The sequence below is a fragment of the Bradyrhizobium liaoningense genome (assembly GCF_018130825.1).
In the GTDB taxonomy this organism is placed as follows: domain Bacteria; phylum Pseudomonadota; class Alphaproteobacteria; order Rhizobiales; family Xanthobacteraceae; genus Bradyrhizobium; species Bradyrhizobium liaoningense_B.
In genome coordinates this window covers 302,367-324,813 of the sequence record NZ_JAFCJS010000004.1, presented here as the reverse complement: position 1 = coordinate 324,813, position 22,447 = coordinate 302,367, and the positions used below count along the sequence as shown (strand labels likewise).

Annotated in this window: 24 protein-coding genes; 9 read left to right on the top strand and 15 right to left on the bottom strand. The window is 64.7% G+C overall.

Going from position 1 to position 22,447, the window contains the following annotated elements:
• Positions 1-5 precede the first annotated feature (5 nt).
• The 3 genes from JQ603_RS20225 to JQ603_RS20215 all read right to left on the bottom strand — a co-directional run bounded on the left by JQ603_RS20225 (position 6) and on the right by JQ603_RS20215 (position 4,254).
• The gene (locus JQ603_RS20225) at positions 6-812 is read right to left on the bottom strand and encodes a WecB/TagA/CpsF family glycosyltransferase (protein ID WP_212341986.1); all 807 of its coding nucleotides are present in this window, start codon (positions 810-812) and stop codon (positions 6-8) included.
• Entirely contained in the window at positions 805-3,177 is a 2,373-nt protein-coding gene (locus tag JQ603_RS20220; protein ID WP_212341984.1) for an exopolysaccharide transport family protein, read from the bottom strand. Before JQ603_RS20220 ends, JQ603_RS20225 begins: the two co-directional genes overlap by 8 nt.
• Before the next feature lie 279 nt (positions 3,178-3,456).
• On the bottom strand, positions 3,457-4,254 hold the full coding sequence (locus JQ603_RS20215) for a class I SAM-dependent methyltransferase (RefSeq protein ID WP_212341982.1): 798 nt from the start codon (positions 4,252-4,254) through the stop codon (positions 3,457-3,459).
• A gap of 395 nt (positions 4,255-4,649) precedes the next feature.
• On the opposite strand from JQ603_RS20215, the gene JQ603_RS20210 reads away from it, so the two are divergent.
• Entirely contained in the window at positions 4,650-5,678 is a 1,029-nt protein-coding gene (locus tag JQ603_RS20210; protein ID WP_212341980.1) for a glycosyltransferase family 2 protein, read from the top strand.
• Positions 5,679-5,693: 15 nt separating this feature from the next.
• Here JQ603_RS20210 and JQ603_RS20205 read toward each other — a convergent pair whose 3' ends face one another.
• Positions 5,694-6,680 (bottom strand): glycosyltransferase, encoded by a 987-nt coding sequence (locus JQ603_RS20205; RefSeq protein WP_212341978.1) that lies wholly within the window; start codon positions 6,678-6,680, stop codon positions 5,694-5,696.
• A 293-nt stretch (positions 6,681-6,973) separates the two neighbouring features.
• Here JQ603_RS20205 and JQ603_RS20200 point away from each other — a divergent pair, with 293 nt between their 5' ends.
• Both JQ603_RS20200 and JQ603_RS20195 read left to right on the top strand, forming a co-directional pair.
• Positions 6,974-8,326, top strand: coding sequence for an O-antigen ligase family protein (locus tag JQ603_RS20200; RefSeq protein WP_212341977.1), 1,353 nt, complete (start codon positions 6,974-6,976; stop codon positions 8,324-8,326).
• A 120-nt stretch (positions 8,327-8,446) separates the two neighbouring features.
• Positions 8,447-9,580 carry a GNAT family N-acetyltransferase gene (locus JQ603_RS20195; protein ID WP_212341976.1) on the top strand — a complete coding sequence of 378 codons (1,134 nt, stop codon included), beginning with the start codon at positions 8,447-8,449 and terminating at the stop codon, positions 9,578-9,580.
• 21 nt (positions 9,581-9,601) lie between these two features.
• Here JQ603_RS20195 and JQ603_RS20190 read toward each other — a convergent pair whose 3' ends face one another.
• Positions 9,602-10,141, bottom strand: coding sequence for an RBBP9/YdeN family alpha/beta hydrolase (locus JQ603_RS20190; RefSeq protein WP_212341975.1), 540 nt, complete (start codon positions 10,139-10,141; stop codon positions 9,602-9,604).
• Between the two features lie 122 nt (positions 10,142-10,263).
• Here JQ603_RS20190 and JQ603_RS20185 point away from each other — a divergent pair, with 122 nt between their 5' ends.
• On the top strand, positions 10,264-10,740 hold the full coding sequence (locus tag JQ603_RS20185; RefSeq protein ID WP_212341974.1) for an Lrp/AsnC family transcriptional regulator: 477 nt from the start codon (positions 10,264-10,266) through the stop codon (positions 10,738-10,740).
• A 100-nt stretch (positions 10,741-10,840) separates the two neighbouring features.
• Entirely contained in the window at positions 10,841-11,725 is an 885-nt protein-coding gene (locus JQ603_RS20180; RefSeq protein WP_212341973.1) for a protein-L-isoaspartate O-methyltransferase family protein, read from the top strand.
• A 13-nt stretch (positions 11,726-11,738) separates the two neighbouring features.
• Here the strand turns inward: JQ603_RS20180 and JQ603_RS38325 are convergent, their stop codons facing one another.
• From JQ603_RS38325 to JQ603_RS20165, 4 genes are all read right to left on the bottom strand, one after another.
• Positions 11,739-11,873: a hypothetical protein gene (locus JQ603_RS38325; RefSeq protein WP_018648458.1), complete on the bottom strand. Its 135-nt coding sequence runs from the start codon at positions 11,871-11,873 to the stop codon at positions 11,739-11,741.
• Positions 11,874-11,964: 91 nt separating this feature from the next.
• Positions 11,965-12,564: an NAD(P)H:quinone oxidoreductase gene (gene wrbA, locus JQ603_RS20175; protein WP_212341972.1), complete on the bottom strand. Its 600-nt coding sequence runs from the start codon at positions 12,562-12,564 to the stop codon at positions 11,965-11,967.
• A gap of 46 nt (positions 12,565-12,610) precedes the next feature.
• Positions 12,611-13,309, bottom strand: coding sequence for a pirin family protein (locus JQ603_RS20170; RefSeq protein WP_212341970.1), 699 nt, complete (start codon positions 13,307-13,309; stop codon positions 12,611-12,613).
• A 37-nt stretch (positions 13,310-13,346) separates the two neighbouring features.
• Positions 13,347-14,099, bottom strand: a complete 753-nt coding sequence (locus tag JQ603_RS20165) for an SDR family NAD(P)-dependent oxidoreductase (RefSeq protein WP_212341968.1) — start codon at positions 14,097-14,099, stop codon at positions 13,347-13,349.
• 119 nt (positions 14,100-14,218) lie between these two features.
• Between JQ603_RS20165 and JQ603_RS20160 the strand changes: the two genes are divergently transcribed.
• Both JQ603_RS20160 and JQ603_RS20155 read left to right on the top strand, forming a co-directional pair.
• Positions 14,219-15,154, top strand: coding sequence for a LysR family transcriptional regulator (locus tag JQ603_RS20160; RefSeq protein ID WP_212341966.1), 936 nt, complete (start codon positions 14,219-14,221; stop codon positions 15,152-15,154).
• Between the two features lie 131 nt (positions 15,155-15,285).
• Positions 15,286-15,807: an REP-associated tyrosine transposase gene (locus tag JQ603_RS20155; RefSeq protein WP_212341964.1), complete on the top strand. Its 522-nt coding sequence runs from the start codon at positions 15,286-15,288 to the stop codon at positions 15,805-15,807.
• 142 nt (positions 15,808-15,949) lie between these two features.
• On the opposite strand, the gene JQ603_RS20150 is transcribed toward JQ603_RS20155, so the two are convergent.
• The gene (locus tag JQ603_RS20150) at positions 15,950-16,207 is read right to left on the bottom strand and encodes a hypothetical protein (RefSeq protein WP_212341962.1); all 258 of its coding nucleotides are present in this window, start codon (positions 16,205-16,207) and stop codon (positions 15,950-15,952) included.
• Positions 16,208-16,357: 150 nt separating this feature from the next.
• Between JQ603_RS20150 and JQ603_RS20145 the strand changes: the two genes are divergently transcribed.
• Both JQ603_RS20145 and JQ603_RS20140 read left to right on the top strand, forming a co-directional pair.
• Positions 16,358-17,344 carry a tripartite tricarboxylate transporter substrate binding protein gene (locus JQ603_RS20145; protein ID WP_212341960.1) on the top strand — a complete coding sequence of 329 codons (987 nt, stop codon included), beginning with the start codon at positions 16,358-16,360 and terminating at the stop codon, positions 17,342-17,344.
• Between the two features lie 95 nt (positions 17,345-17,439).
• The gene (locus JQ603_RS20140; protein WP_212341958.1) at positions 17,440-17,772 is read left to right on the top strand and encodes a hypothetical protein; all 333 of its coding nucleotides are present in this window, start codon (positions 17,440-17,442) and stop codon (positions 17,770-17,772) included.
• Positions 17,773-17,828: 56 nt separating this feature from the next.
• Here JQ603_RS20140 and JQ603_RS20135 read toward each other — a convergent pair whose 3' ends face one another.
• From JQ603_RS20135 to JQ603_RS20115, 5 genes are all read right to left on the bottom strand, one after another.
• Complete coding sequence (locus tag JQ603_RS20135) at positions 17,829-18,662, bottom strand: adenylate/guanylate cyclase domain-containing protein (protein ID WP_212341956.1); 834 nt, start codon at positions 18,660-18,662, stop codon at positions 17,829-17,831.
• A 114-nt stretch (positions 18,663-18,776) separates the two neighbouring features.
• Positions 18,777-19,244 carry a YbaK/EbsC family protein gene (locus tag JQ603_RS20130; RefSeq protein ID WP_212341954.1) on the bottom strand — a complete coding sequence of 156 codons (468 nt, stop codon included), beginning with the start codon at positions 19,242-19,244 and terminating at the stop codon, positions 18,777-18,779.
• A gap of 38 nt (positions 19,245-19,282) precedes the next feature.
• Positions 19,283-20,014, bottom strand: coding sequence for a haloacid dehalogenase type II (locus JQ603_RS20125; RefSeq protein ID WP_212341952.1), 732 nt, complete (start codon positions 20,012-20,014; stop codon positions 19,283-19,285).
• A gap of 162 nt (positions 20,015-20,176) precedes the next feature.
• Positions 20,177-20,701 (bottom strand): hypothetical protein, encoded by a 525-nt coding sequence (locus tag JQ603_RS20120; protein ID WP_212341950.1) that lies wholly within the window; start codon positions 20,699-20,701, stop codon positions 20,177-20,179.
• Between the two features lie 764 nt (positions 20,702-21,465).
• Positions 21,466-22,350: a 4-hydroxyphenyl-beta-ketoacyl-CoA hydrolase gene (locus JQ603_RS20115; RefSeq protein WP_011090280.1), complete on the bottom strand. Its 885-nt coding sequence runs from the start codon at positions 22,348-22,350 to the stop codon at positions 21,466-21,468.
• Between the last annotated feature and the right edge of the window lie 97 nt (positions 22,351-22,447).

The window sequence follows — 22,447 nt, the reverse complement described above, 5'->3', positions numbered from 1 at the left end:
TTCTCTCAGCGATTGAAGGGCCGTTTGCGGCTGAAGAGAAGATAGAGCGCGCGGGGGTTGGTGGTCAAATAGCGCCAGAACAGGCGGCGTGGCTCGAGCCATGTGCGCCAGGCCCATTCGAGTCCGAATTTCTGCATCCATTGCGGCGCGCGGGACCGGCTGCCCGACAAAAAGTTGAATAAGCCACCGGATGTCTTGATAACGCCAACATTGGTGAGCAGCGGCGTGTATTCCTCGACGAATGCCTGCTCGTTGGGCACGCCGAGCGCGACCCAGAGATAATCGGGGGCGAGCGCGTTGATCTCCTCGACTTTCGCGCGCAGGGCTTCGCCGCGCAGATAGCCGTGGCTGTGTCCGACGATCTTCAGGTTCGGATACAGGCTGCGGACGTTCGCGACCGCCGTGGCGTTCTCGGCCTCGCTGGCGCCGAACATGTAGAAGGTGCGGCCGATAGCTTCGGCCTTGCGCGCGACGACGTGGAACAGGTCTGTGGTCGCGACGCGTTCGGGCAGCGGGAACCAGGATTGCAGTCTTGAAGCCGCCACCAGCGGCTGGCCGTCGGCATTGATCATATCGGCCGCGCGGAACAGGCGCTCGGTCTGCGGCTCGGTCGAGCAGCGCGCCAGCACCTCGCCATTGGCCGAGGTCAGGTACAGCGGACGGCCGATGCGATGTTGCGGATCGGTGGCCTCGATCATGAAATCGGCGGTCGCTTCCAGGTCGAGCGCGGCCATGCGAAGGCCGCCGACGGTGATCCGCGGCACCTCGGCGGTTGCGGCCCGTCCGTCCAGGTTGACGCGGCGCTCAAGCATATTGTCTGCCTCGCTGGCGCGCTTGGGTTGCGGGGGTGAGCTCGTCGAGCACGACGCCGACGAGCTTGCGCTCGGCGCGGCCGAGCGTGCTCAGGATCTCTTCGAGGCCGTCGTTGATGTCCATGCTGGTCGGCAGCACCGCCACCAGCGCATCGACGTCATCGAGCAGCTTGCGGCCCGCGCTCGCGAGCGGCGTCACCGGCCCGTCGAGGATCACGAGGTCGTAGCCGCCGGCGGAGCGCGCCTGCGCGATCGCCTTGCGGATGGCCTCGGTCGCCTTGCCGGAATCGCCCTCAGCGGCGGGCAGCACCGAGATGCCGTTGACCGTCTTGATCTCGCGTGCGGCCTTGCTGCCGTTCGAGAGCCAGCCGAGCTTGCTCGGTTCGCTCTTGCCGTTGCGGTTGACCTTGTTCGAGAGCGAATGCGCCAGATGGTCGGCGTCGATCATCAGCACGCGGGCGCCGTCGCGCGCGGCTGCGAGCGCGAAATTCAGCGCGGTCACGCTGCGTCCGGTGGTCTCGCCGGGACCGAGCAACGCGACCACCGGCAGCGCCTTGCCGCCGGCGCGCCGGGCCACCGCCGCGCGCATGTCGCGCCAGGCGTTGAGCAGGCTCGTCAGGGGGAAGCCGGGGCGCAGCGTCGGCCAGCCCAGCCGTGTCAGGTCGACGCCGCCGCCGGTGGCGAGAATGGCACCGAGCGTGTGGATGACGTCGGCCTCCTGGAGGCGCGCGATCAGCGGCTTTTCGATCAGGGGTCTTTCGACCATTGAAGGTTGCAGCGGTGGCGCAGCGACTTCCGGCGGAGCTTGCGCAACCTCCGGAGCTCGCGAGACCTGCTGCGGCTGCTCGGTCTCTGGAGTTCGTGCCACCTGCGGCGCTCGCGCAGGATCCGGGGCCGGCGTGCGCTGGGGGCGGGCCGGAGCCGGCGCCGGTGCGGTCGCGCCGGCGAACAACAGCTCGGCCGCGACGAACCAGCCCGACGCAGCGATGGCGCCGAAGATGAAGCCGATCATGGCGAACAGGCTCATGGCCGGCGGGAACGAACGCCGCTGCGGCACGGTTGCCTCGCCGATGACGCGGGCGGCCGAGGTGTTCAGCGTCTCCTGCTCCTCGGTCTCGCGCGAGCGCTTGAGGAAGGATTGATAGACGTCGCGGCTGGCATCGGCCTCGCGCTCGAGCTCGCGCAGGCGGACAGCCGCCTGGCTGAGCTGGACGCTCTGCCGCTTCTGCGCTTCCAGCGCCCGGTTCAGCGACGCCTCGTAATCCCGGGCCCGCGTCAGATCGTTCTTGGCCGACTGGGCGAAGCGATCGATCTCCTCGCTGATGGTGCGCTTGAGATCCTCGACCTGCTTCTCGGTCTGGCGCAGCGCCGGATGGCGCGGGCCGAGCTCGCCGGCCTGCTCCGCATATTTCTTGCGGGCATCGGCATATTGCGCGCGCAGATTGGCGATGGTCGGCGATTGCAGCGCTTCGGGAATTGCGCCGGCATCGGCCGCCGTGCGGCGGCTTGCCTCGATCTGGTCGAGCCGGGCCTGCGAATCCATGGTCGCCGCGCGGGCTGCGGAAAGCCGCTGGTTGCTGGCGGAGAGCTGCTGGTCGCTGATCAGCGAGTCCTGGGTACCGACGAAATTGTTCTGGGCCTTGTAGGTGGCAAGCGCGGTCTCGGCATTGCGCAGCCGCTCGCGCAGCTCCTTCAGCCGGCCGGAGAGATCGTTGGTAGCGCGCCGCGCGGCCGAAGCCTGCGAGTTGCGGGACTCCGTGAGGTACGCGTTCGTCAGCGTGTTGGCGAGCATCGCCGCCTTCGCCGGATCGGTCGACCACACTTCGATGTCGACGATGAAGCTCTTCTCGGTCTTGCGGATCGTGATGTGTCGGTTCAGCGCGTCGAGCGCCGCGAGCTGCACTTCCTTCGTCTCGGCGGCGGAGGGCGCGCGGGGCTGGAGGCCGATCAGGCCGAGCAGCGACGACATCAGGCTCTTGGCGTCGCCGCCGCCGAATTCGGGATCCTTGTCGAGACCCGCCTGCTGGATCACATGGAGCAGCACGCTGTTGGAAGTGATCAGGCGCGCCTGGCTCTCCACCACCATGGACATGCCGGAGACATCCTGCGCGCGGGGCGTGAGCTCGCGATCGACGAGCTGGAGCTCGCGCGGGTCGACATAGAGCTGGGCAGTGGCGGTGTAGCGGGGTGTCAGGCTCTTGCCGACCGTGACCGCGAGCGTCGCGCCGAGCAGGGCGGCGGCCGCAATCGCGACCTTGCGCCGCCAAAGCAGGTTGACCAGTTCCAGCACGTTGAAGCCGGTCTGGGGTGTCTGTTGCGGGGCCTCTGGTCTCGCCCGATTGATCGGCTGGTTATAGTCCAGCATAGTCCCCAGCTTTCATTCCAACGGCCGCGGGCTGAGGAGTTACTCTTCGCTTTACGCCACGCACCCGGGATATAGGTGCCCAATCAACGCAACAGGGAAAATTAACCATACTCATTGAGGGACTATTCACCGAAATGGCAAACAAAGCGTTTAAGCGCAGGCCGCCGTTCGGCGCGTCGCAGTGACGCCGAGGTCCCTCAGAGATTAACGGTTCGTTACCGCGCGCAACGAGGCCGCGAGACTGCGCGTTGCCCGCGGTGCATTGCGCGCGCATGGTCGTCAGCTTTTCCGCAGGATGACGTGATAATCGCCACGGCGGACGTCGGTGCCGCGCGGGAGCATGGCGTTCAGCACGGCGGCGCCGGCATCGACGAGCGCGGCGAACAGCGGCTTGCGCCGGCGCATCTCGGGATAGCGCGGACTCTCGACCTCACGGCGATAGATCATCTCGAGGCCGTTGGCAGCTGCGAATGCTTCGAGCCGCGGCAGCGTCACCAGCGGATGAAAGAAGGTGGGGAACGGCGGCTCGCCAGGCAGGCCGGCGTCCTTGATGCCGCGGATGTGCCGGTAGAACCAGACGTGGAACCAGTGCGGCGAATATTTGGTGACGACGCCGGACAGCGAGCGCGGATTGGGCGCGCCGATCAGGATCATCCCGCCGCGCTTGAGCGCATCGCGGAAGTTCAGGAGTGCCGCATCGACATGGGGCAGATGCTCGATCACGTTGTAGCAGATCACGAGATCGAAGGTTTCGCTCCCGAAGCTGTAGGTCTGCACATCGCCGAGGATCGCCTCGTCTGCGTAGGTGTTGTTGCGGACCTGGTCCTCGTCGATGTCGACGACGCTGACCTTGCTGCGGCTCAGCAATTCCGGCGGCAGAACGCTGCACGAGCCGCCGCCCGCTTCATAGATGGCGAGCCGGCCCCGTGGCAGCTCGCGGCGCAGCAGGTTGTGAACGGCGAGCAGGCTGTCGCGGGCTTCGCCGGGGACCAGATCATGCAGCGCCTGGACGAGTGTGGTCGCGGGGGCGTCGATCGCCGTGGCTGTCGCGAAATCGATCGTGGCTGGCTTGTTCATATTTTCTGACCGCGCTTGTTCTATTCAAATTTACAGGAAAAAACCCGCATGCCCGAAGAGCAAATCCGATGCCGCGCCGTTTCACCGGTCGCGGTGCTTACGGTCGGGTTAATGCGGATGGGCGTTAACTACGGCATTGTCCATGTTGGCCCGTTCGCAGCGTAGTGGACTGCGAATTGCACTATCATGTTCGCGAGGATTTACAGCAGAAACGCGCGAAAGCGGTTAAGTGCATGTATGCGAGCCGATCGGCGACTTGTTGCCGTCCTGCGCTTCCAGGCCGGTCGTTCATTTTGGGACGCATCTGTCCCGCGGTGATGTGCCGTCACAGAACAACGCTGATCCACGCGGTTGATGCAGGGCTTTTTCAATAAATCTCGGACATCTAGAACGTCATGACGCTGATCCCGACAGACCTTTCCGCCAGCCGGATCTCGGATGCCGTGCGCGATCCCAATCGGGAGATCGCGGCGAGCTCCCGCGTCATCGACCTGTCGGTCGGCATCGTCGTCTGCATTCCCTGCTTCCGCCGCCCGCAGCATCTGCGGCTGACGCTGGACTCGCTCGTGAACCAGCGCACCCCGCGTTCCTTTGCCGTCGTCATGGTCGAGAATGACGCGGCAAAGCGCGAGAGCGCGCCGGTCGCCGCGGAATATCTCGCCGACGGCAGGCTCCAGGGCATCTGCCTCGTCGAGCAGCGGCAGGGCAACTGTCAGGCGATCAACGCCGCGTTCGAGACGGCGCAGGCGCTGTTTCCCGCCGCGACCCGCTTCCTGATGATCGACGACGACGAGATCGCCTCGCCCGACTGGCTCGAGCTGATGGTCCGCACCGCGGAAGCGACCGGCGCCGACGTGGTCGGCGGCCCGGTGCTGCCGGTCTTCGACGACGACAGCAAGCCGTGGCTCGCGCGTCATCCCGCCTTCTGCCCGGCTTATGATTACAGCGGCGCCGTACCGCTGATCTATGGCTGCGGCAATTGCCTGATCACCCGCGCGGCGTTCGAGCGGTTCGACAAGCCTGCGTTCGATCTGCGCTTCAACTTCCTCGGCGGCGGCGATTGCGATTTCTTCGTACGGTGCCGCGACGCCGGCATGCTGTTTCACTGGACGGCGGAAGCGGTCATCACTGAGACCGTACCGCAGAGCCGCACCAGCCTCGGTTGGATCGCCAAGCGGGGCTTGCGCATCGGTGCGATCAATTATCGTGTGCAGTACAAGGCTGCGCAGAGCGTGGCGGCGCGGCTGCGTGTGTTCGCGCAGATGCTCGGTCGCCTGCCACTGTCGTTGCTGCGTACGGCGCGTCTGCTGGCGACGTCGAAGGCGGTCGTCGCCATGCATCCTGCGCTGGTTGCGTTCGGTTCCATGCTGGCAGCATTCGGCATCGAGCCGAAGCCCTATGAGGCCTCGAAGATCGTATCCTGACGCTGCAGAGCAGAGTTAGATGCCGAAGCGGGCGAGAGCTGTCCTGGCCGCGGCGCGCGGCAGCGCCTTGAGCGAGCGCCTGCCAACCATTGCGAGATAGCCGAGAGCGTCGCGATATCTGCCGAAGCGGACCGCCTGCATCGCCGAATAGGTGACGAGATGAATCTCCGCGGCGAGGCGCAGCCCGGCGGCCGTGCCTTCGGGCAATCTCGCCAGGATCAGGCCGTCGTCGAAGACACGCGCGATCGCGGGAAAGAAATCCTTCGGCGTCCGCACCGCCGCGTTCATGGTGTTGGCCGTGTGCAGGCGATAATCAAGCAGCAGCTTCGGCGCGAACTCGAACTCGCCGATCGCGGCGAGGCGGCACCAGCAATGCCAGTCCTCGCAATATCTGAGTGAGGTGTCGAAGCCGCCGGTGGCGCGGAAGGCCTCGGCACGTGCGAGCGCGATGCCGCCATTGACGAGGAAGTTGCCGCTGGCGAGCCGTGCCAGCACGTCGCCGGAGGGCTTGCGGCGTCCTTTCAGCAGGCCCCGCCGGCCGATCTGCCGTCCCTCGCTGTCGATCGTGTTGTAGTCGCCATAGACGAGGACCGCGCGCGGAGCGTCGCGCGCCGTTGCGAGCAGCGCCGCCACCGCGCCGGGGCGCAGGCGGTCGTCGGCATCGAGGAACAGCAGCCACTCGCCGCTCGCATGTCGCGCGCCGAGATTGCGCGCCGCCGACACGCCGGCGGAGTCGTTGCTCATCAGGTGCAGTCGCGGGTCACGGATGGCGTGAACGATCGCGACGGTCTCGTCGATCGAGCCGTCGTCGACGACGATCACCTCGGTCACCTCCGCCTGCGTCAGCGCGCTGGCAAGGGTTTCGCCGATATAGGCGGCGACGTTCTTGGCGGGAATGACGACGGATACCGACCCGGGCGAGCCGGGTTGCAGCGGGAGACGCGGCGCCACCGCCACGCGTGAGCTGGCCGGCAATTCGAGAACGTCTTCGGCGATAATCAAGCGGCGGCTCGTCTTTAATGATCTGTTAACCGGGGCGCATCTGGCGAGCTGCCAGTGCTCAGCGATCGCAAACTTGGCGGCGGATGATACTCGCATTACCGGCGAATCGTTGCCGACAAGGCCTGCGCGGTGCCGGTTTCGTCGAGTAACGTTAAGTCGTCGGCATCGAGCCTTGCAGAAATATGGAGGAGTGCGACAGGGCCGCGCGGCCGCAGAGCTGCGTGCTGGTTGACGGACGGTTAACGGGGATGAGCTAGGAGCTGAGGCTTCGGCTTCACCACCTGCCTTGAGCCATGGATCGCAGCGCCGCTGACACGACTGACGTCGAGGCCCCATCGCTCGGCCACATCGTGCGCGACGGCCTTGCCGGGTTGAATGCCGTGCGGGCGGCGCGCTGTCTCGTCGCGATTGCGGCCCTGCTTCTCATCCTGGTGACGCTCGATCCGTTTCCCGACCTGCGCAGCGAGGACGCGGCGACCGTGGTCGGCGGACGCATGGCGCTCACCTACGTCGCCTGGGGCCTGCTGGCTGCGGTCGCGGTGCTGCTCGTCGCGGTCACGGATGCACCCGCGCTGAAGAGCTTGGTGACGCCGCTGCATGTGTGTCTGGTCGGCTGGTTGATGATCAACATCGTCTTCTCCGAGAGCCGCGGCGTCTCGATCCAGCGTTTCGTGCTCGCGGCCAGCGTGACCTCGCTCGCCGTGCTGCTGCCGCTCCTGCCGCCGACGCAGCGCAGCTTCAATTTATGTCTCGGCGCCGCCGCACTCGCACTGCTCGCGCTGTGCTATCTCGGTGTTGTCCTCGCCCCGCAATATTCGATCCACACCGCGCTCGACGTCAGCGAGCCGCAGCTCGCCGGCGACTGGCGCGGCAGCTTCGGCCACAAGAACGTGGCTTCGCCTGTCATGACCATCCTGGTCTATGTCGGCATCTACCTGTCCGCCGTCGGGTCGTTTGTGATGGGACCGGCGATCGCCGCGCTCGCCGGCATCTTCCTGATCTTTACCGGCGGCAAGACCTCCTCGGTGCTGTGTCTTGCGATCTACGCGCTGGCCTCGCTGGTCTATGTCACGCGAAGCCTGTGGCTGAAGCGGCTCATCTGCTTCGTGCCGCTGATCGTGATGAACCTGCTGACGGTCGGCAGCGTGCTGAGCCCGGCGCTCGGAGCGATGACGCGGCTGCTTCCGCTCGATCCCACCTTCACCGGCCGTTCCGCCATCTGGGAGTTCGCGCTCGCGGCGGTCGCCGAAAAGCCGATCATCGGCCACGGCTATGCGGCGTTCTGGGACGACGTCTCCGCGCGGCAGACCGCCCAGGGCTCCGAATGGGCGACGTCAGCGGCGCACAGCCACAACTCCTATCTCGACCTCGCGGTCACCATCGGCCTTCCGGGGCTGGCGTTGGTGATCCTCGTCTTCGTGCTTGCACCGCTCGGCAATTTCCAGTCGGCCCAGGCTCACAATCGCAGCGGCGCGCTGGCAAAGCTGTTCCTGACCGTCTGGCTGTTCGGCCTGTACTACGGCGCCACCGAGACCTTCCTGCTCGAACGGCAGAATCCGATCTGGTTCATGTTCGCCCTCGCGGTCGCCGGCCTGCACTTCCTCGCCAGGTTCCAGTGCGTTGACCAGACGGAACCCCAGTGCTGACAGCTTGTCGCAGTCGCGGCGCCGTGGTTGCACGTGCTTAACGATAAGCAGCGACGTCACTTGTGGTCTGCGGCAAAACATAATCTATCTCGAAACATTCGGTAATCATATGTTCTCGGGATGACGTTTCTCAGCGTCGAGCAACCAGATGGTCTTGTGTCCAGCACGTCGGGAATCGCAGTCGATTTCGTGCGTGACTGGCGGCAGGCCGCATCGCGCCTGAGTGCCGGCCATCGCACCGCTTTCCAGCATGGTTACTGGCTCGGTGCCTGGTACGAAGCGTTTGGCGACGTCGCGCCGCTGATCGCCGTGATCTCCGATGTCGCGACCGGCAAGGACCTCGCGGTCGTGCCGATGATCAGCCATGTCAGGCGCGGCATCCGCATCGTCGAGTTCGCCGATCTCGGTGTCTCCGACAACAACGCGCCGATCCTGGCGCTCGATGCAGCGCCGATGGATGCGATCGGCAGGGCGCTGGTCGAGGCGTTGCGCGCCTTGCCCGACGGCTTCGACCTGCTGCGGCTGAAGAAGATGCCGGCGCAGGTCGCCGGCAGGCCGAACCCGCTGGTGTCGCTCGGCCGCGCGGGATCCTGCTCGGTCAACGGCAACCTCGTGCTCATCGGCGACGACTATGAAGCCTATCGGGCCTCGATCAGGCGTCTGCAAATGCCGCGGTGCTGGCGCGTCTTCAGCCGCCTTGGCAATGCGCGGTTCGAGATCGCCACCGATGCCGGGCGTGCGCACGAATTCCTCGATGTGATGGACCTGCAGCAGGCGGAGCGGATGAGACAGCTTGGCTCGCCGTTCGTCCTGAACGACGATGTTCACGCCCGATTCTATCGCGAGGTGGCACGCCGGGGTGTCGCTGAAGGCTACGCCGTCATCTCGGCCCTGGTCTGTGACAAGGGCATCGCGGCGACCACGCTCGGCGTCCGCCATGGCGCGACCTATTTCCTGCTGCGCATCAGTCATACCGGCAAAACCTGGGCGAACTTTTCTCCGGGGCTGCTCGTGACCGAGCGCACCATGGCAGCGCTGCATGCGCTGGGCGCGCGCCGCTTCGATCTCAGCGTCGGCAATCAGGACTACAAGCGCCGGTTTGGCGCCGAGCAGGTGCCGTTGACCGATGCCAGCGTGGCGCTGTCCTGGCGCGGACGACCCTTTGCCTGGCGCGATCACGCTGCGCAGGGCCTGCGCCGTCACCCCAGGCTCGCCGCTCTTGCGGCGCGGGCGATGGGCAAGGGGGCGCGCTGACGGGCGTCGCCCGTTTCGCCGTTACTTCGAAAGGCCCACGCGAAAGGCGTCGAGCAACGCGCATCCTTGCGGCCAGTCGCCGAGCGCGCTCGTGGCATTGATGTGGCCGAGGGCGCCCGCCACGATCAGGCCGGACTGCCAGGCCTGCGCTCGCCGCCGTGTTACCTCGAGCGCTCCATAGGGATCATTCGTGCTCGCGACGATCAGCGAGGGAAAGCGCAGCGGATGGTCCGGCACCGGCTTGAACGCCACGGCCTCCGCGGGAAAATTGCCGCCATCCGGATCGGGCAGGGCGACCAGAAAGGCGCCGGCAATCGCGGAGGGGAAGCGCGCGGCCCAGTGCGCCACCAGCAGGCAGGCGAGGCTATGGGCGACCACAACAGGCGGCTTCGCGCAGCGCGCGACCGCGCGCTCCAGGGCCTGCTCCCAGTCGTCGAGATCCGGCTGATCCCAGCTCGCCGGCTGGAAGCGCGTGAAGCGCGCATCAGTGCGCTCCCACAGCGTCTGCCAATGGGTGTCTCCCGAGCCGCCGAGCCCCGGCAATGTGATGATGTCGTGCATGAACGTCCCGTGATATCTGAGGTGACGTCGCAGTGTGACCGATCGCGGTCCTGCATCACATGGCAAGTCATCGGCGGAATCGACCATCTGCCGATGATCTCAAGGCGGAAGGGAGAGTTTTGTTGGATCGCTTCGGAAGCATCGATGCCAAGGATCTGAAGATCCTCGAGGCGCTGCAGGCCAATGCGCGCGTGCCGCTGTCCGAGCTCGGCCGCTCCGTCGGATTGTCCCAGCCGGCTGTGTCCGAACGCGTCAAGCGGCTCGAGGAAGCCGGCATCATCGAAGGCTACGGCGCCCGGATCAATCCGCGCGCCCTCGGGCTGGGCCTGATGGCGTTGGTGCGCCTGCGCACCTCGCACGAGCACATCAAGACCTGCCTCAAACGGTTCAGCGAGATTCCTCACATCATCGAAGTCCATCGCGTCACCGGCGACGACTGCTTCGTGCTCAAGGTGCTCGTTCCTGCCCCGGAGGACCTCGAGACGATCGTGGATCGCATCGCTGGCTTTGGCGCGGTCACGACCTCGCTGGTGCTGCGGAGCGAACCGGCGCGGCCGATCGGCAAAGACCTCGTCAGGAGGAAAATCGAGCGCAGTTGAGGCGAGGCCACCTCACCGCGCCGTCACAAAGCCCGCGATTGCGTAGTTTCCGGTTGTCGCGCACGTTGTGTTATCGTCGCCTTGGTTTCCCGGAGGCGACATGGACAATCGTTCGGCAAAGTATCGCGCATTCTTTGCGCAGTTGATCTGCACCGCGGCGAAAGCTGCGGATCCGCGTCTTGAGGAGGCCTTCCGGACCGTCAGGCGCGAGCCTTTCGTCGGACCAGGGCCGTGGTCGATCTGTCTCGGCGGTCATCCCTATGTGGTCACGCCTGACGATGATCCCGCCTTCCTCTATCAGAACGCGCTGCTCGCGCTGGATCCGGCGCGCGGCCTCAATATAGGCATGCCCAGTGCACATGCTTATTGGCTCACCGGCTGCGCCGTCAGGGAAGGTGAGACCGTGATCCAGATCGGCGCGGGCAGCGGCTATTACACCGCGATCCTCGCGCATCTCGTCGGCCCCGGGGGCCGCGTTCATGCCTACGAGATCGACGAGCGCCTGGCGGGACTTGCGCGCGACAATCTCAAGGATGTCGCTCATGTCGACGTGCGCGACCGTTCGGGAATCGCCTCCGATCTGCCGGCTGCGGACGTGATCTATGTCTGCGCGGGCGCGGCGCAGCCGGCTGCGGAATGGCTCGAGGCGCTGCGGCCCGGCGGACGGCTGGTGTTTCCGCTCGCGCCCGAAGGCACGCTCGGCGGCATGTTGATGATCACGCGCCCGGATGACGGCGCGATCTGGCCCGCGAAATTCCTCAGCCGCGCCCAGTTCATCGGCTGCGCGGGATTGCAGGATGAAGATGCCGCCCGGCGACTGGCCGAGGCGTTCGCAAAGGGATGGGAAAGCGTGCAGTCGCTGCGGCGAGACGGCGCTCTCGACGAGACATGCTGGTTTGCCGGCGAGGGCTGGTGGCTGTCGACGGCGCCGGCGCCCATGCCGACGGGGCTAGTTCAGCCTCACGCCGACATCACGCAAGTGTAATGGGGAACGCGTCTCACGATCCCGTGCACCCCGCGCAGTGAAACCGGCCGCGCGAGGCGCGGAACAGGCTGCGGCAATACCATCGCCGCGCCAGCGCCTGCGCAGGCTTGCGGATCATCTGCGCGATCAACAAGAGTTCGAAAGCCATTCGTATCGCTTCAGGTGAAATATTCCGTGCACGAAAGATGGGGCGGCATTCCCGAATGAGAATGCCGCCCGTGTCGCATCAGCCATGCAGCTCAGCCATGAAGTTTCCTGGCGGTCTCCGCGATCTGGCGGCCCTGATAGCGCGCGCCGGCGAGCTCGTTCGCGCTGGGCTGGCGGCTGCCGTCGCCGCCGGTGATCGTGGTGGCGCCGTAGGGCGCACCGCCCGTAACCTCGTCGAGCTTCATCTGGCCGGCAAAGCCGTAGTTCAGGCCGACCACGACCATGCCGAAATGCAGCAGGTTGGTGATGATCGAGAACAACGTCGTCTCCTGGCCGCCATGCTGGGTCGCGCTGGAGGTGAAGGCGCCGCCGACCTTGCCGTGCAGCGCGCCCTTGGCCCAGAGCCCGCCGGCCTGGTCCAAGAAGTTAGCCATCTGCGAGGACATGCGGCCGAAGCGGGTGCCGGTGCCGACGATGATCGCGTCGTAATTGGCGAGGTCCTCGACCTTGGCGACCGGCGCAGCTTGGTCAACCTTGTAGTAGGAGGCTTTTGCGACCTCGGCCGGCACCAGCTCGGGCACGCGCTTGATGTCGACGGTGGCGCCGGCCTCGCGCGCACCTTCGGCGACGGCATTGGCCATCGCCTCGATGTGGCCATAAGCGGAATAATAGAGGACGAGAACTTTGGTCATGTGTGGTTTCCGTTGGGATTGCTAAGGTGATTGGTCGTTTGGATCGTTAAGCCGCGTCGACGAGCACGAGCTCGGAGTCTTCGAGCGCGGTGATCTTCAGCCGATCCTCGTCGCGGATCGCAGCGCCATCGCGGGCGTTGACGCGCACGCCGTTGATCTCGACGGAACCCGCCGCGGGCACCAGATAAAGGTGCCGCGACTTCTGCGGCTCGTACTCCGCGCTCTCGCCCGCCTTCAGCGTGGTGGCGAGCACCCGCGCGTCGGCGCGGATCGGCAGTGCGTCGGTGTCGCCTTCGATGCCGCTCGCGATGGTGACGAGCTTGCCGGAGCGGTCGGCCCTCGGGAAAGGCTTTGAGCCCCACGTCGGCTGGCCCCCGCGCGTGGTCGGCTCGATCCAGATCTGGAAGATCCGCGTCTGGGTCGGCTCGAGATTGTACTCGGAGTGGCGGATGCCGCTGCCGGCGCTCATCACCTGCACGTCGCCCGCTTCAGTCCGCCCCTCATTGCCGAGGCTGTCCTGGTGGGTGATCGCGCCCTCGCGCACATAGGTGATGATCTCCATGTTGGCGTGGGGATGGGCGGGAAAGCCGGTGTTCGGCGCGATCTCGTCGTCGTTCCACACCCGCAAGGCGCCATGACCCATGTTGTTCGGGTCATAATGGCTTGCGAAGGAGAAATGGTGCTTGGCCTTGAGCCAGCCGTGGTCGGCGCCGCCGAGTTTATTGAAAGGTCTGAGTTCGATCATCTTCGTGATTCCCTGGGTTGGACGAGTGGCGCCTTGTTCAGGCGCCGAACCCGCCGTCGACATTGAGCACCGTGCCGGTGACGAAGGAGGCTTCCGGGCTTGCGAGGAAGACCACGCCTGCGGCGACTTCCTCTGGGCGGCCGAAGCGCTGCAGCGCGTGCTGCTTGCGCTGGGCTTCCGCGAAGTCGCGGTCGTCGTCCGGGTTCATGTCGGTGTTGATCGAGCCGGGCTGCACCACGTTGACCGTGATGCCGCGCGGTCCGAGGTCGCGCGCCGCACCCTTGGTGTAGCCGACGACGGCCGCCTTGGTGGCGACGTAGTCGGCAAGGCCCGGGAACGAGGCGCGGTCTGCGAGCATCGAGCCCACGGTAACGATGCGGCCGCCTTCACCCATCAACTGCGAGGCCGCGCGGATCGCCGCGATCACGCCATGCACGTTGACCTGGTCCTGGCGCGCCAGCGCGTCTGTATCTGCATTGGCATCGTCGGTCGCGCCGCCGGCGGCGACGCCGGCATTGTTGACGAGGATGTCGAGATGGCCGAATTCCCTGGCGACATCGTTGACGAGCTGCGTCACATCCTTTGCCGAAGCCTGGTCAGCCCTAAACGCGCGCGCCTTGACGCCCTTCGCCTTCAGCTCGGCGACGACGGCCTCCGCCTTGTCGGGCGAGGCGACATAGCTGATCGCGACATCAGCGCCTTGATCGGCGAGTGCGCGGGCGGAGGCCGCGCCGATGCCGCGCGAGCCGCCGGTGACGAGGGCAACCTTGCCTGAAAGCTTCTTGGTCATTGGATTTCTCCATTCCGTGGGTTTGCGATTGACCCTTGGATAAGCCTCCGCCTGTGGTATAGAAATAGAAACTGTTGAAACGCATTGTTTCCTTAAATACCCCGATTGGATCGGCTCCCATGGCAAAACTCCCCGATTTCGAGGCGCTCGCGATCTTCGCAAAAGTCGTGGAATTACGGTCGTTTGCGGGGGCCGCGAGCGAGCTGACGATGTCCAAGGCGACGGTCTCGAAGGCAGTGACCCGGCTGGAGGAGCGGCTCGGCGCCCGCCTGTTCAACCGCACCTCGCGCCGCCTCGCGCTGACCGATGCCGGCCACAAGCTTGCCGACCGCGCGACGCGCCTGCTCGCCGACGGCGAGGCGGCCGAGAACGAGGCGCTGGCGCAGTCGGTGGCGCCGCGCGGCCTGGTGCGGCTCGCCGTGCCCATGACATTCGGCATCAAGGCCGTGGCGCCGCTGCTGCCGGAGTTCTTCGAGGCCTATCCGGAAGTCTCGGTCGATCTGCATCTGAGCGATGCGACCGTGGATCTGATCGGCGAGGGGTTCGACATGGCGGTGCGGATCGCGCGGCTGCCGGACTCCTCGCTGATCGCGCGCCGGCTGTTCACCATGCCGCGCTTCACGGTGGCCGCGCCGTCCTATCTCAAGCGTCACGGCCGCCCGACGCATCCGATGCATCTGGCCGAGCACAGATGCTTCAGCTACGCCTACATGTCGACGCCCAACATCTGGCACTACACCAATTCGGCCGGCGAGCAGGCGAGCGTGCGTCCGGGCGGCCCGCTCCGCGTCAACAACGGCGAAGCCGTGATGCCGTCATTGATCGCCGGCCTCGGCATCGCCGAGCTGCCCGAATTCATCGTCGGCGAAGCGATCTCCTCCGGCGCCGTCGAAGTGATCCTGAAGGACTGGAAGCAGGCCGAAGGCGCCGTGCACCTGGTGACGCCACCTGGCGGCCCGCGCCCCGCGCGCGTCGAAGCGCTCGGCGATTTCCTCGCGGCAAAGCTGCCGGGCACCTGCAAGCGGCGGCCGAAGAAGGGTTTGAAGATGTCGTGACTATGTTTGGTGAGCACGGCGCAAGAGCGCCTTTGCCCACCCTACGAGACCTCGCTAGTCTATCCTAAACGCAGCTATCGTAGGGTGGGCAAAGCGAAGCGTGCCCACGTCTTCGCCTGAGGGGATACCAAGTGTCTCGATATCGGCGCGCACAGGGCAGGATGTTCTTCTTCACCGTTGTGCTCGCTGATCGGTCGAGCACGCTGCTCGTCGATCAAGCTGATCGCCTGAGACGAATCTACCGAGCCGTCTTTGAGCGCCAGCCATTCGAGACGGTCGCGATTTGTATCTTACCAGATCACCTCCACGCGATTTGGACGTTGCCGGAGGGCGACATCGACTTCTCATCGCGTTGGAATGTGATCAAGGGCGGATTTTCGCGTGGCTTGGAGGCTGGGCCGCCTTCAATGAGCAAATTGAAGAAGCGCGAGAAGGGCATCTGGCAGCGCCGCTACTGGGAGCACGCCATTCGCGATGACGCGGATTTGGAGCGGCACGTTGACTACATACATTTCAATCCCGTGAAGCATGGGCTCGTCACCCGGGTGCGCGATTGGTCTCTCAGCAGCTTCCATCGTTATGTGGAGCAGGGGGCCCTTCCGTTGGATTGGGGAGGGGATATGCGGGACATCGCGGGGCATTTCGGCGAATGATGGTGGGCACGGCGCGCGAAGAGCGCGCCTTTGCCCACCCTACGAGATCTTGCGTTGTATTTGGCCACGTTCGCAAAGACTATCGTAGGGTGGGCAAAGCGAAGCGTGCCCACCGCATCTGCGTTCGCGGAGACGAGCTCGACTACTGCACTCTGGCACCGTTGATCGCGACGATGCGCAGGCTCGGCTTCAGCGTTCCCTCCAGCCGCGTCTTCAACTCGTGGACGCGCGGGTCGGTCGAATGGGCCGCGCAAACCGCGTATTGATGGACGGATTTCGCCAGGGCCCGCCGCGCTTCCGGTGTTCGCGTCACGTCCGGCTCCGAAAGCCGCAACACGATCGCGGCGAGATTGACCAGCATCTCGTCCAGGGCGACGTCGATAGTCCGAAGATTGTGCATCACTCCCTCCCGGGAAGGGCAACCCGCGGGTCCGGGGATGCGTTCCGCACCTGGCCGGACATGGTTAAGGCTTGGTTAAACGACTTGTTCTTGCCGGCGGCCAAGCTAGGCTGGCCGGAGAAACAAAGAAAATCAGGGGGAGGCTCCACCATGGATCGACGCGATCTCTTGCGCGCCGCTGCGGCATTGCCGTTGTTGCGGGCTGCCTGGCCGGACAGGGCCTTCGCGCAGGCCTATCCGGCGCGCAACATCACCATGATTGTGCCGTTCCCGGCCGGAGGCCAGGCCGATCTCGCGGCGCGCCCGGTGGCGATGGCGCTGGAGCGGGTCCTCGGCAAGCCCGTCATCGTCGACAACCGTGCCGGCGGCGGCGGTGGGTCGGTCGGCAATGCCGCAGCGGCGCGCGCCGAGCCCGACGGCTACACGCTGCTGATGACGTTGTCTTCGCTCGCGGTGCTCCCCGAGGCCGACCGGCTGTTCGACCGTCCCGTCGCCTACGAGGTCTCGCAGTTCATGCCGATCGCGCGCGTGCTGGCCGATCCCACGCTGCTCGCGGTGCCGGCCTCGGCACCATGGAAGACCGCGCAGGATTTCGTCGAGGATGCGAGGAAGCGGCCGGGCCAGATCACCTACGGCTCGTCGGGTCCCTATGGCACGCTCCACGTCGCGATGGAGATGTTTGCGAACAGCGCCGGCATCAAGCTCATGCACGTGCCGTTTCGCGGCGCCGGCCCCGCGCTCACCGCGTTGCTCAGCGGCACCGTGCAGGCGATCGCCGCAGCTCCAGGGACGCTGAAGCCGCAGGTCGAGGACGGCAAGCTGCGTGTGCTCGGCAATTGCGGCGCGCAGCGCATCGCGAGCTTCCCTGACGTGCCGACCTTCCAGGAGCTCGGCTACAAGGACGTCGAGATGTACATCTGGGCCGGCCTCTTTGCGCAGAGCTCTCTTCCCGCGCCGATCGCGGCGCGCCTGCGCGAGGCGATGGCGCAGGTGATGACGAGCCCCGACGTGCTCAAGGCCTTCGAGACATCAGGCAGTCTCGTCGCCTATCAGGACGCGCCGGCCTTCTCCGAATTCGTCGCGGCTGACAGCGCGCGGCTGATTGCGGCGGTGAAGAAGATCGGCAAGGTGGAGTAGGTTCCAGCTCCGCCTTCACATTTTGTTGTTGGTTCAGAACCGGCTCGCGCCTCATTGATTGATGAGAATTCGAGGGAATCGAGAAGGATCTGGACATGCGAGCAAAGCGGATTGCGCTGGGTGTGGCGCTCACGATCGGCGGCATCTTCGCGCAGAGCGCTGCCTCCGCCCAGGAATATCGCGGAACAATGGAACAGCAGATGGCCTGCACACCGGATGTATGGCGCCTGTGCAGCGACCAGATTCCGGACGTGAGCCGCATCACGGCCTGCTTGCAGCAGAACACGCCGCTGCTCTCAAGCGGCTGTCGCGCCGTGTTCCAGTCCAACAACCAGATGCAGCCGCAGCAGGTGCCGCGCAATCGCGTTGTGCCGCCCCCGCGCTACAATGCTCCGCCGCCTCCGCCGCGGCCTTATGACGACGACTGAAGCATGATCCGGAAAAGCGCGCAGCAGCAGGCGCGACGATGCGGTCACCGCTTCGTTCAGCGCTCCCCCTTGCTGTCCGACTGAGGTCGATGTCGGAGCGCTGTCCGCAGGACAACTGCGAAGAGCAGTGCTGCGACTGGCCAATGGAACCAGATCTTGTGCATGCCGGTGAAGACATTGATCAGAATCAGAAAGGCCGACACTGTGAGGGCCGCTGCAACCGGGCGGGGCAGCCTTGCCAGCCCATCCAAGACGGCATGCATCCACGAGGATGGCTCGCGCCTGTCGCCAACCTGGAGGTGACCGGCTTCCTCCCGGCGAGTTGGGCTTTCGTCGACTGCGACGCTCCGTCCCTGGCCGGTCCGGCCGCTCATGGTCACCCGATAACTGGTCATGGGCGCAACGTTCTTCATTGGCCGCTGGCCGAGACAGTCGAAGCCAACGGATAATTTGTTGTGCACCTGATCGTAGACGGAGCTCGAGATCACGACGCCGCCGGGGTCGGCGAGTTCTTGCAGTCGTGACGCGATATTGACCCCGTCGCCATAGATGTCGGAACCGTCCACCATCACGTCTCCGAGGTTGATGCCGATGCGAAACCGCATCGGGGGCGCGTGAGGTGGGTCCGAATCCTGGTTGGAAATTTCCTGCTGAATCTCGACCGCACATTGCACGGCCTCGACGACGCTGGCGAACTCGGCGATGACGGCATCGCCCCAGGTATTGACGATGCGGCCGTCGTGACGTTCCACCAACCCCGCAATGGCAGTGCGGTAGCGGCGGAGCGTCTCCAGCGTTCCGGTCTCGTCTGCTTCCATGAGGCGAGAATAGCCGTGCACGTCAGCGCACAGGACGGTGGTCAGTCGTCGCTTCACCTTGTCGTCGGTCATGGCCCCCATGGTAGCCTCCCTGACCGGCAAATGCATCAGGCAGTCGGGGCCATGGCAGGCATCAAATGCGCTCGATCTGCGCGCCGCGGTCGGTGACGACGCGCCGTAGCCGCCTTACGGCCTGTGCTCGCAGACATCGACCCATTCGGCCGCGGTCAGCTCGGCCATACGGTCGGGCGTGATGCGCACGGCGCTGTGGGTCGAGCCCGCAGCCGGCACCACCACGTCGAACGCCTTCAGCGAGACGTCGCAATAGACCGGCAGCGGCGCCTTCAGTCCGAACGGACAGACGCCGCCGACCTCGTGGCCGGTGATCTCGGCGACCTCTTCCAGTCCCAGCATCTTCGGCTTGCCGCCGAACTGCGCCTTCACCTTCTTGTTGTCCATGCGCGAGGTGCCCGCGGCGACGATCAGGATGACGCGCTCGCCGATCCGCAAGGACAGTGTCTTGGCGATCCGCCCGGGCTCGACGCCATAGGCCTCGGCCGCCAGCGCCACGGTCGCGGAGCTGATCGGGGATTCCATGACGGAGATGTCGGGGGCGTTCTCGGCGAAGAAGGCACGAACGGATTGCAGGCTCATTCCAGTCTCACGGGCGGGCGGCGATACCTGGGTGATCCCTAGATGATATTTGGCAGCTCGGAGAGCGAGCGGACACGGTGGTCCGGCGCAAAGCCAAGCTCGTCCATCTGGGTGCGGATCGCCTTGAACATCGTCAGCGGTGCCACGAGTTCGTTCTCGACGCAAGCCAGCGCCATCGCTTCCGGCGTCACCCGTTCGATCCAGGCGACGTCGAGGCCGAAGGACTTCGCGCCGGCGACGTCCCAGGGGTTGGAGGAGACGAACAGAACCTCGTCCGGCGCGGTGCCGAGTACCTCGCCGATCAGCTGATAGGCCTGCGGGCTCGGCTTGAAGATCTTGTTCGCATCGACGCTGATGGTGGCATCGAGCAGGCGGTCGAGCCCAGAGTTGCGCACCAGCGCGTTCAGCATGTCCGGACTGCCGTTGGAGAGGATGGCGAGCTTTCGCGGCCTCAAGGCTGCAAGCGCGCTTGTTGCATCCGGATAGAGATCGAGATGCAGATACTTGTCGATCACGCGCTCGAAGGCCTCGCCGTCATGGGCGAGGCCGAGCATGCGCAGCGTATAGGCGAGCGAGTCGCGCGTGACAACGGCAAAATCCTGGTAGCGCTGCATCAGCGAGCGCAGCCAGGTGTATTCGAGCTGCTTGATGCGCCAGACCTGCGTGATGATCTCGCCATAGCCCGGAAACGCATCCTCGGTGACGTCAGCGACAGACTGGATGTCGTAGAGCGTTCCGTAGGCGTCGAAGACGACGGCTTTGATGCTCATTGGTTGTCCTTCCGGGCCGTTGTGGTTCGCAAGAACTCCGATTGGGGAGTGCGCATCATCGTCAGCTTACCAGAGCAAAGCGGAAGTCTGCCACTGCAAGAATGATCGGCGGCTTGTGACCCGAAGCGGACTCCGCTCGCGTCAAATTCGCCTGTTCAGTCTCTATTTGCTTCCTCGATAGAAGTCGTATGCATTCAGCTCATTCGCGAACGATCCACCAGTGTAGAGATGACTGCCATCGAGCTGACCCTGAATGGTCTTCAGCCACGGCAGCTTTGTTTCGACCGCGCGACTAATTGGGTCTTCTGTCACCTCGATGGTCACATCGCGGAGCACGACTTCGGCTCCAAACGTTGCTTGGAGATTTGCTGGATCAACCTGCACCACCGACTTCGGATCATTGGGGTCGCTGAAGTGAACCAACATTGGAATGTCATCGAGCTGCAACACGCGATAAGGGCGTCGCTCTATCAACAGCCGCACTTTTGGAAGAGGATCGATCTCGCCCTTGAGCAGGTCGGCAAAAACATGAAACAGCATCCAAGCAGGGCCACCTAGATCTCCAAATCCAGTCTTCGGTCCTCGCAGAAGCGCGAAGACAGTGCCGCGAGAGCCGAGGTCAACCATCACAGCTTCGCCGCTGATCTCATTTCCAGCGCCGCCCATAGACCCAAAGATGGGTCTCATGTCAGACTGCTTGACTTGGATGACGCCAGAACCAACGACGAGCCTGCCATCAACGTCTACATTAACCGTTAGTCGGTATCTGATTGTTTCGCTCAGGCTGCCACAGCCTGTTAGAGCGCTCACAAAAATGCAGAGCGCAGCCAGCCGTCTCGCAAGCAGTAGAGCCATTGCCTTACCAATACCACGCCGCAAATCTGGTCGAGCTTGCTGGCGCCCCAACAAGCTTTGGTTGTGCATGGCAACGGGCTAAAGTTCAGTAAATGTCGCGTTTGGGCGAAGCGGCGGCCTTGATAACCTCTAACAGGCGTGCTCTACCTAAAGTCGATTATTTTGAGGATAGCCCATGACGTTTGGCAGAGCGATTTCTCTTGCAAGTGCAGCCTTTGCGCTCGGCGCCGTTCTGATTGCAGCCGATGCTCGTGCGCAGACTGTAGGACAGAATGTACCGGCGCCCGTCATTAGAAACGGCGTCCTCGTTTACCCCAATCTGCAAAGACCGCCAAACCAGGCCCCGACATTGCAGAATCTCGGCAATCAGCCGCCGCGGGATCTTGCTGTGGGCGGTCCCTCTATCGGGCTTAGGTACCAAGGAAACGTGCGGTAAGGGCCCGTCTATCGGCTTGGTCTCCTGCTGCGGACATCGCGCCTATCCTGCCGCTTTCTCGTCGTAAGTGGCCTGCTCGACCCTGCACGGACTTGGTGTTGCGTCCGCTGCGGAGCCGCTGCAAGCGAGCAAGCGACTCCGTCGATTTACGCGAACGCGCCTAGATCCCCAGCAGCTTGCGCGCGTTGGCCTTGAGCACCTTCGGCCGGATCTCGTCGCGGATGTCGATCTTGGCGAAGTCCGACAGCCAGCGGTCCGGCGTGATCACCGGCCAGTCCGAGCCGAACAGCATCTTGTCCTGCAAAATCGAGTTGATGTAGCGCACCAGGATCGGCGGGAAATACTTCGGCGACCAGCCCGAGAGATCGATGTAGACGTTGGGCTTGTGGGTCGCGACCGACAGCGCCTCTTCCTGCCAGGGGAAGGAGGGGTGGGCGAGGATGATCTTGAGGTCGGGGAAATCGGCCGCGACGTCGTCCATGTACATCGGGTTGGAATATTTCAGCCGCATCCCCATGCCGCCGGGCATGCCCGAGCCGACGCCGGTCTGGCCGGTGTGGAACAGCGCGATCGCGCCGCCATTGTTGATCTCTTCGTAGAGCGGATAGGCCATGCGGTCGTTGGCGTAGAAGCCTTGCATGGTCGGGTGGAATTTGAAGCCGCGCACGCCGTATTCCTCGATCAGCTTGCGCGCTTCGCGTGCCCCGAGCTTGCCCTTGTGCGGGTCGATCGAGACGAAAGGGATGAGGACGTCGAGATGATCGGAGGCGACCTCCAGCATCTCGTAATTGTTGTAGCGGCGGAAGCCGGTCTCGCGCTCGGCATCGACCGGGAAGATCACGGCGGCGATGTTCTTGGAGCGGTAGTAGGCCGCGGTCTCCGGCACCGTCGGCGGATGCTTGTTCGGCGACTTGAAGTATTCCGCCATCTGCGCCTGGAAGTCGTCATAGCCGTCATCGGCGTGACAGCCGCAGGGCTCCTCGGCATGGGTGTGGATGTCGATGGCGACGACATCGTCGATATTGGGCAGCTTCAGCTTCGGCATTGGTTTCCTCCCGAGGGTTGCCAAATTGATTATATGATATAACGAATTTGGCAAGGCGTCGCTGGAGGCAAAACCGCTGCCTGCAAAAGTCGTTGCT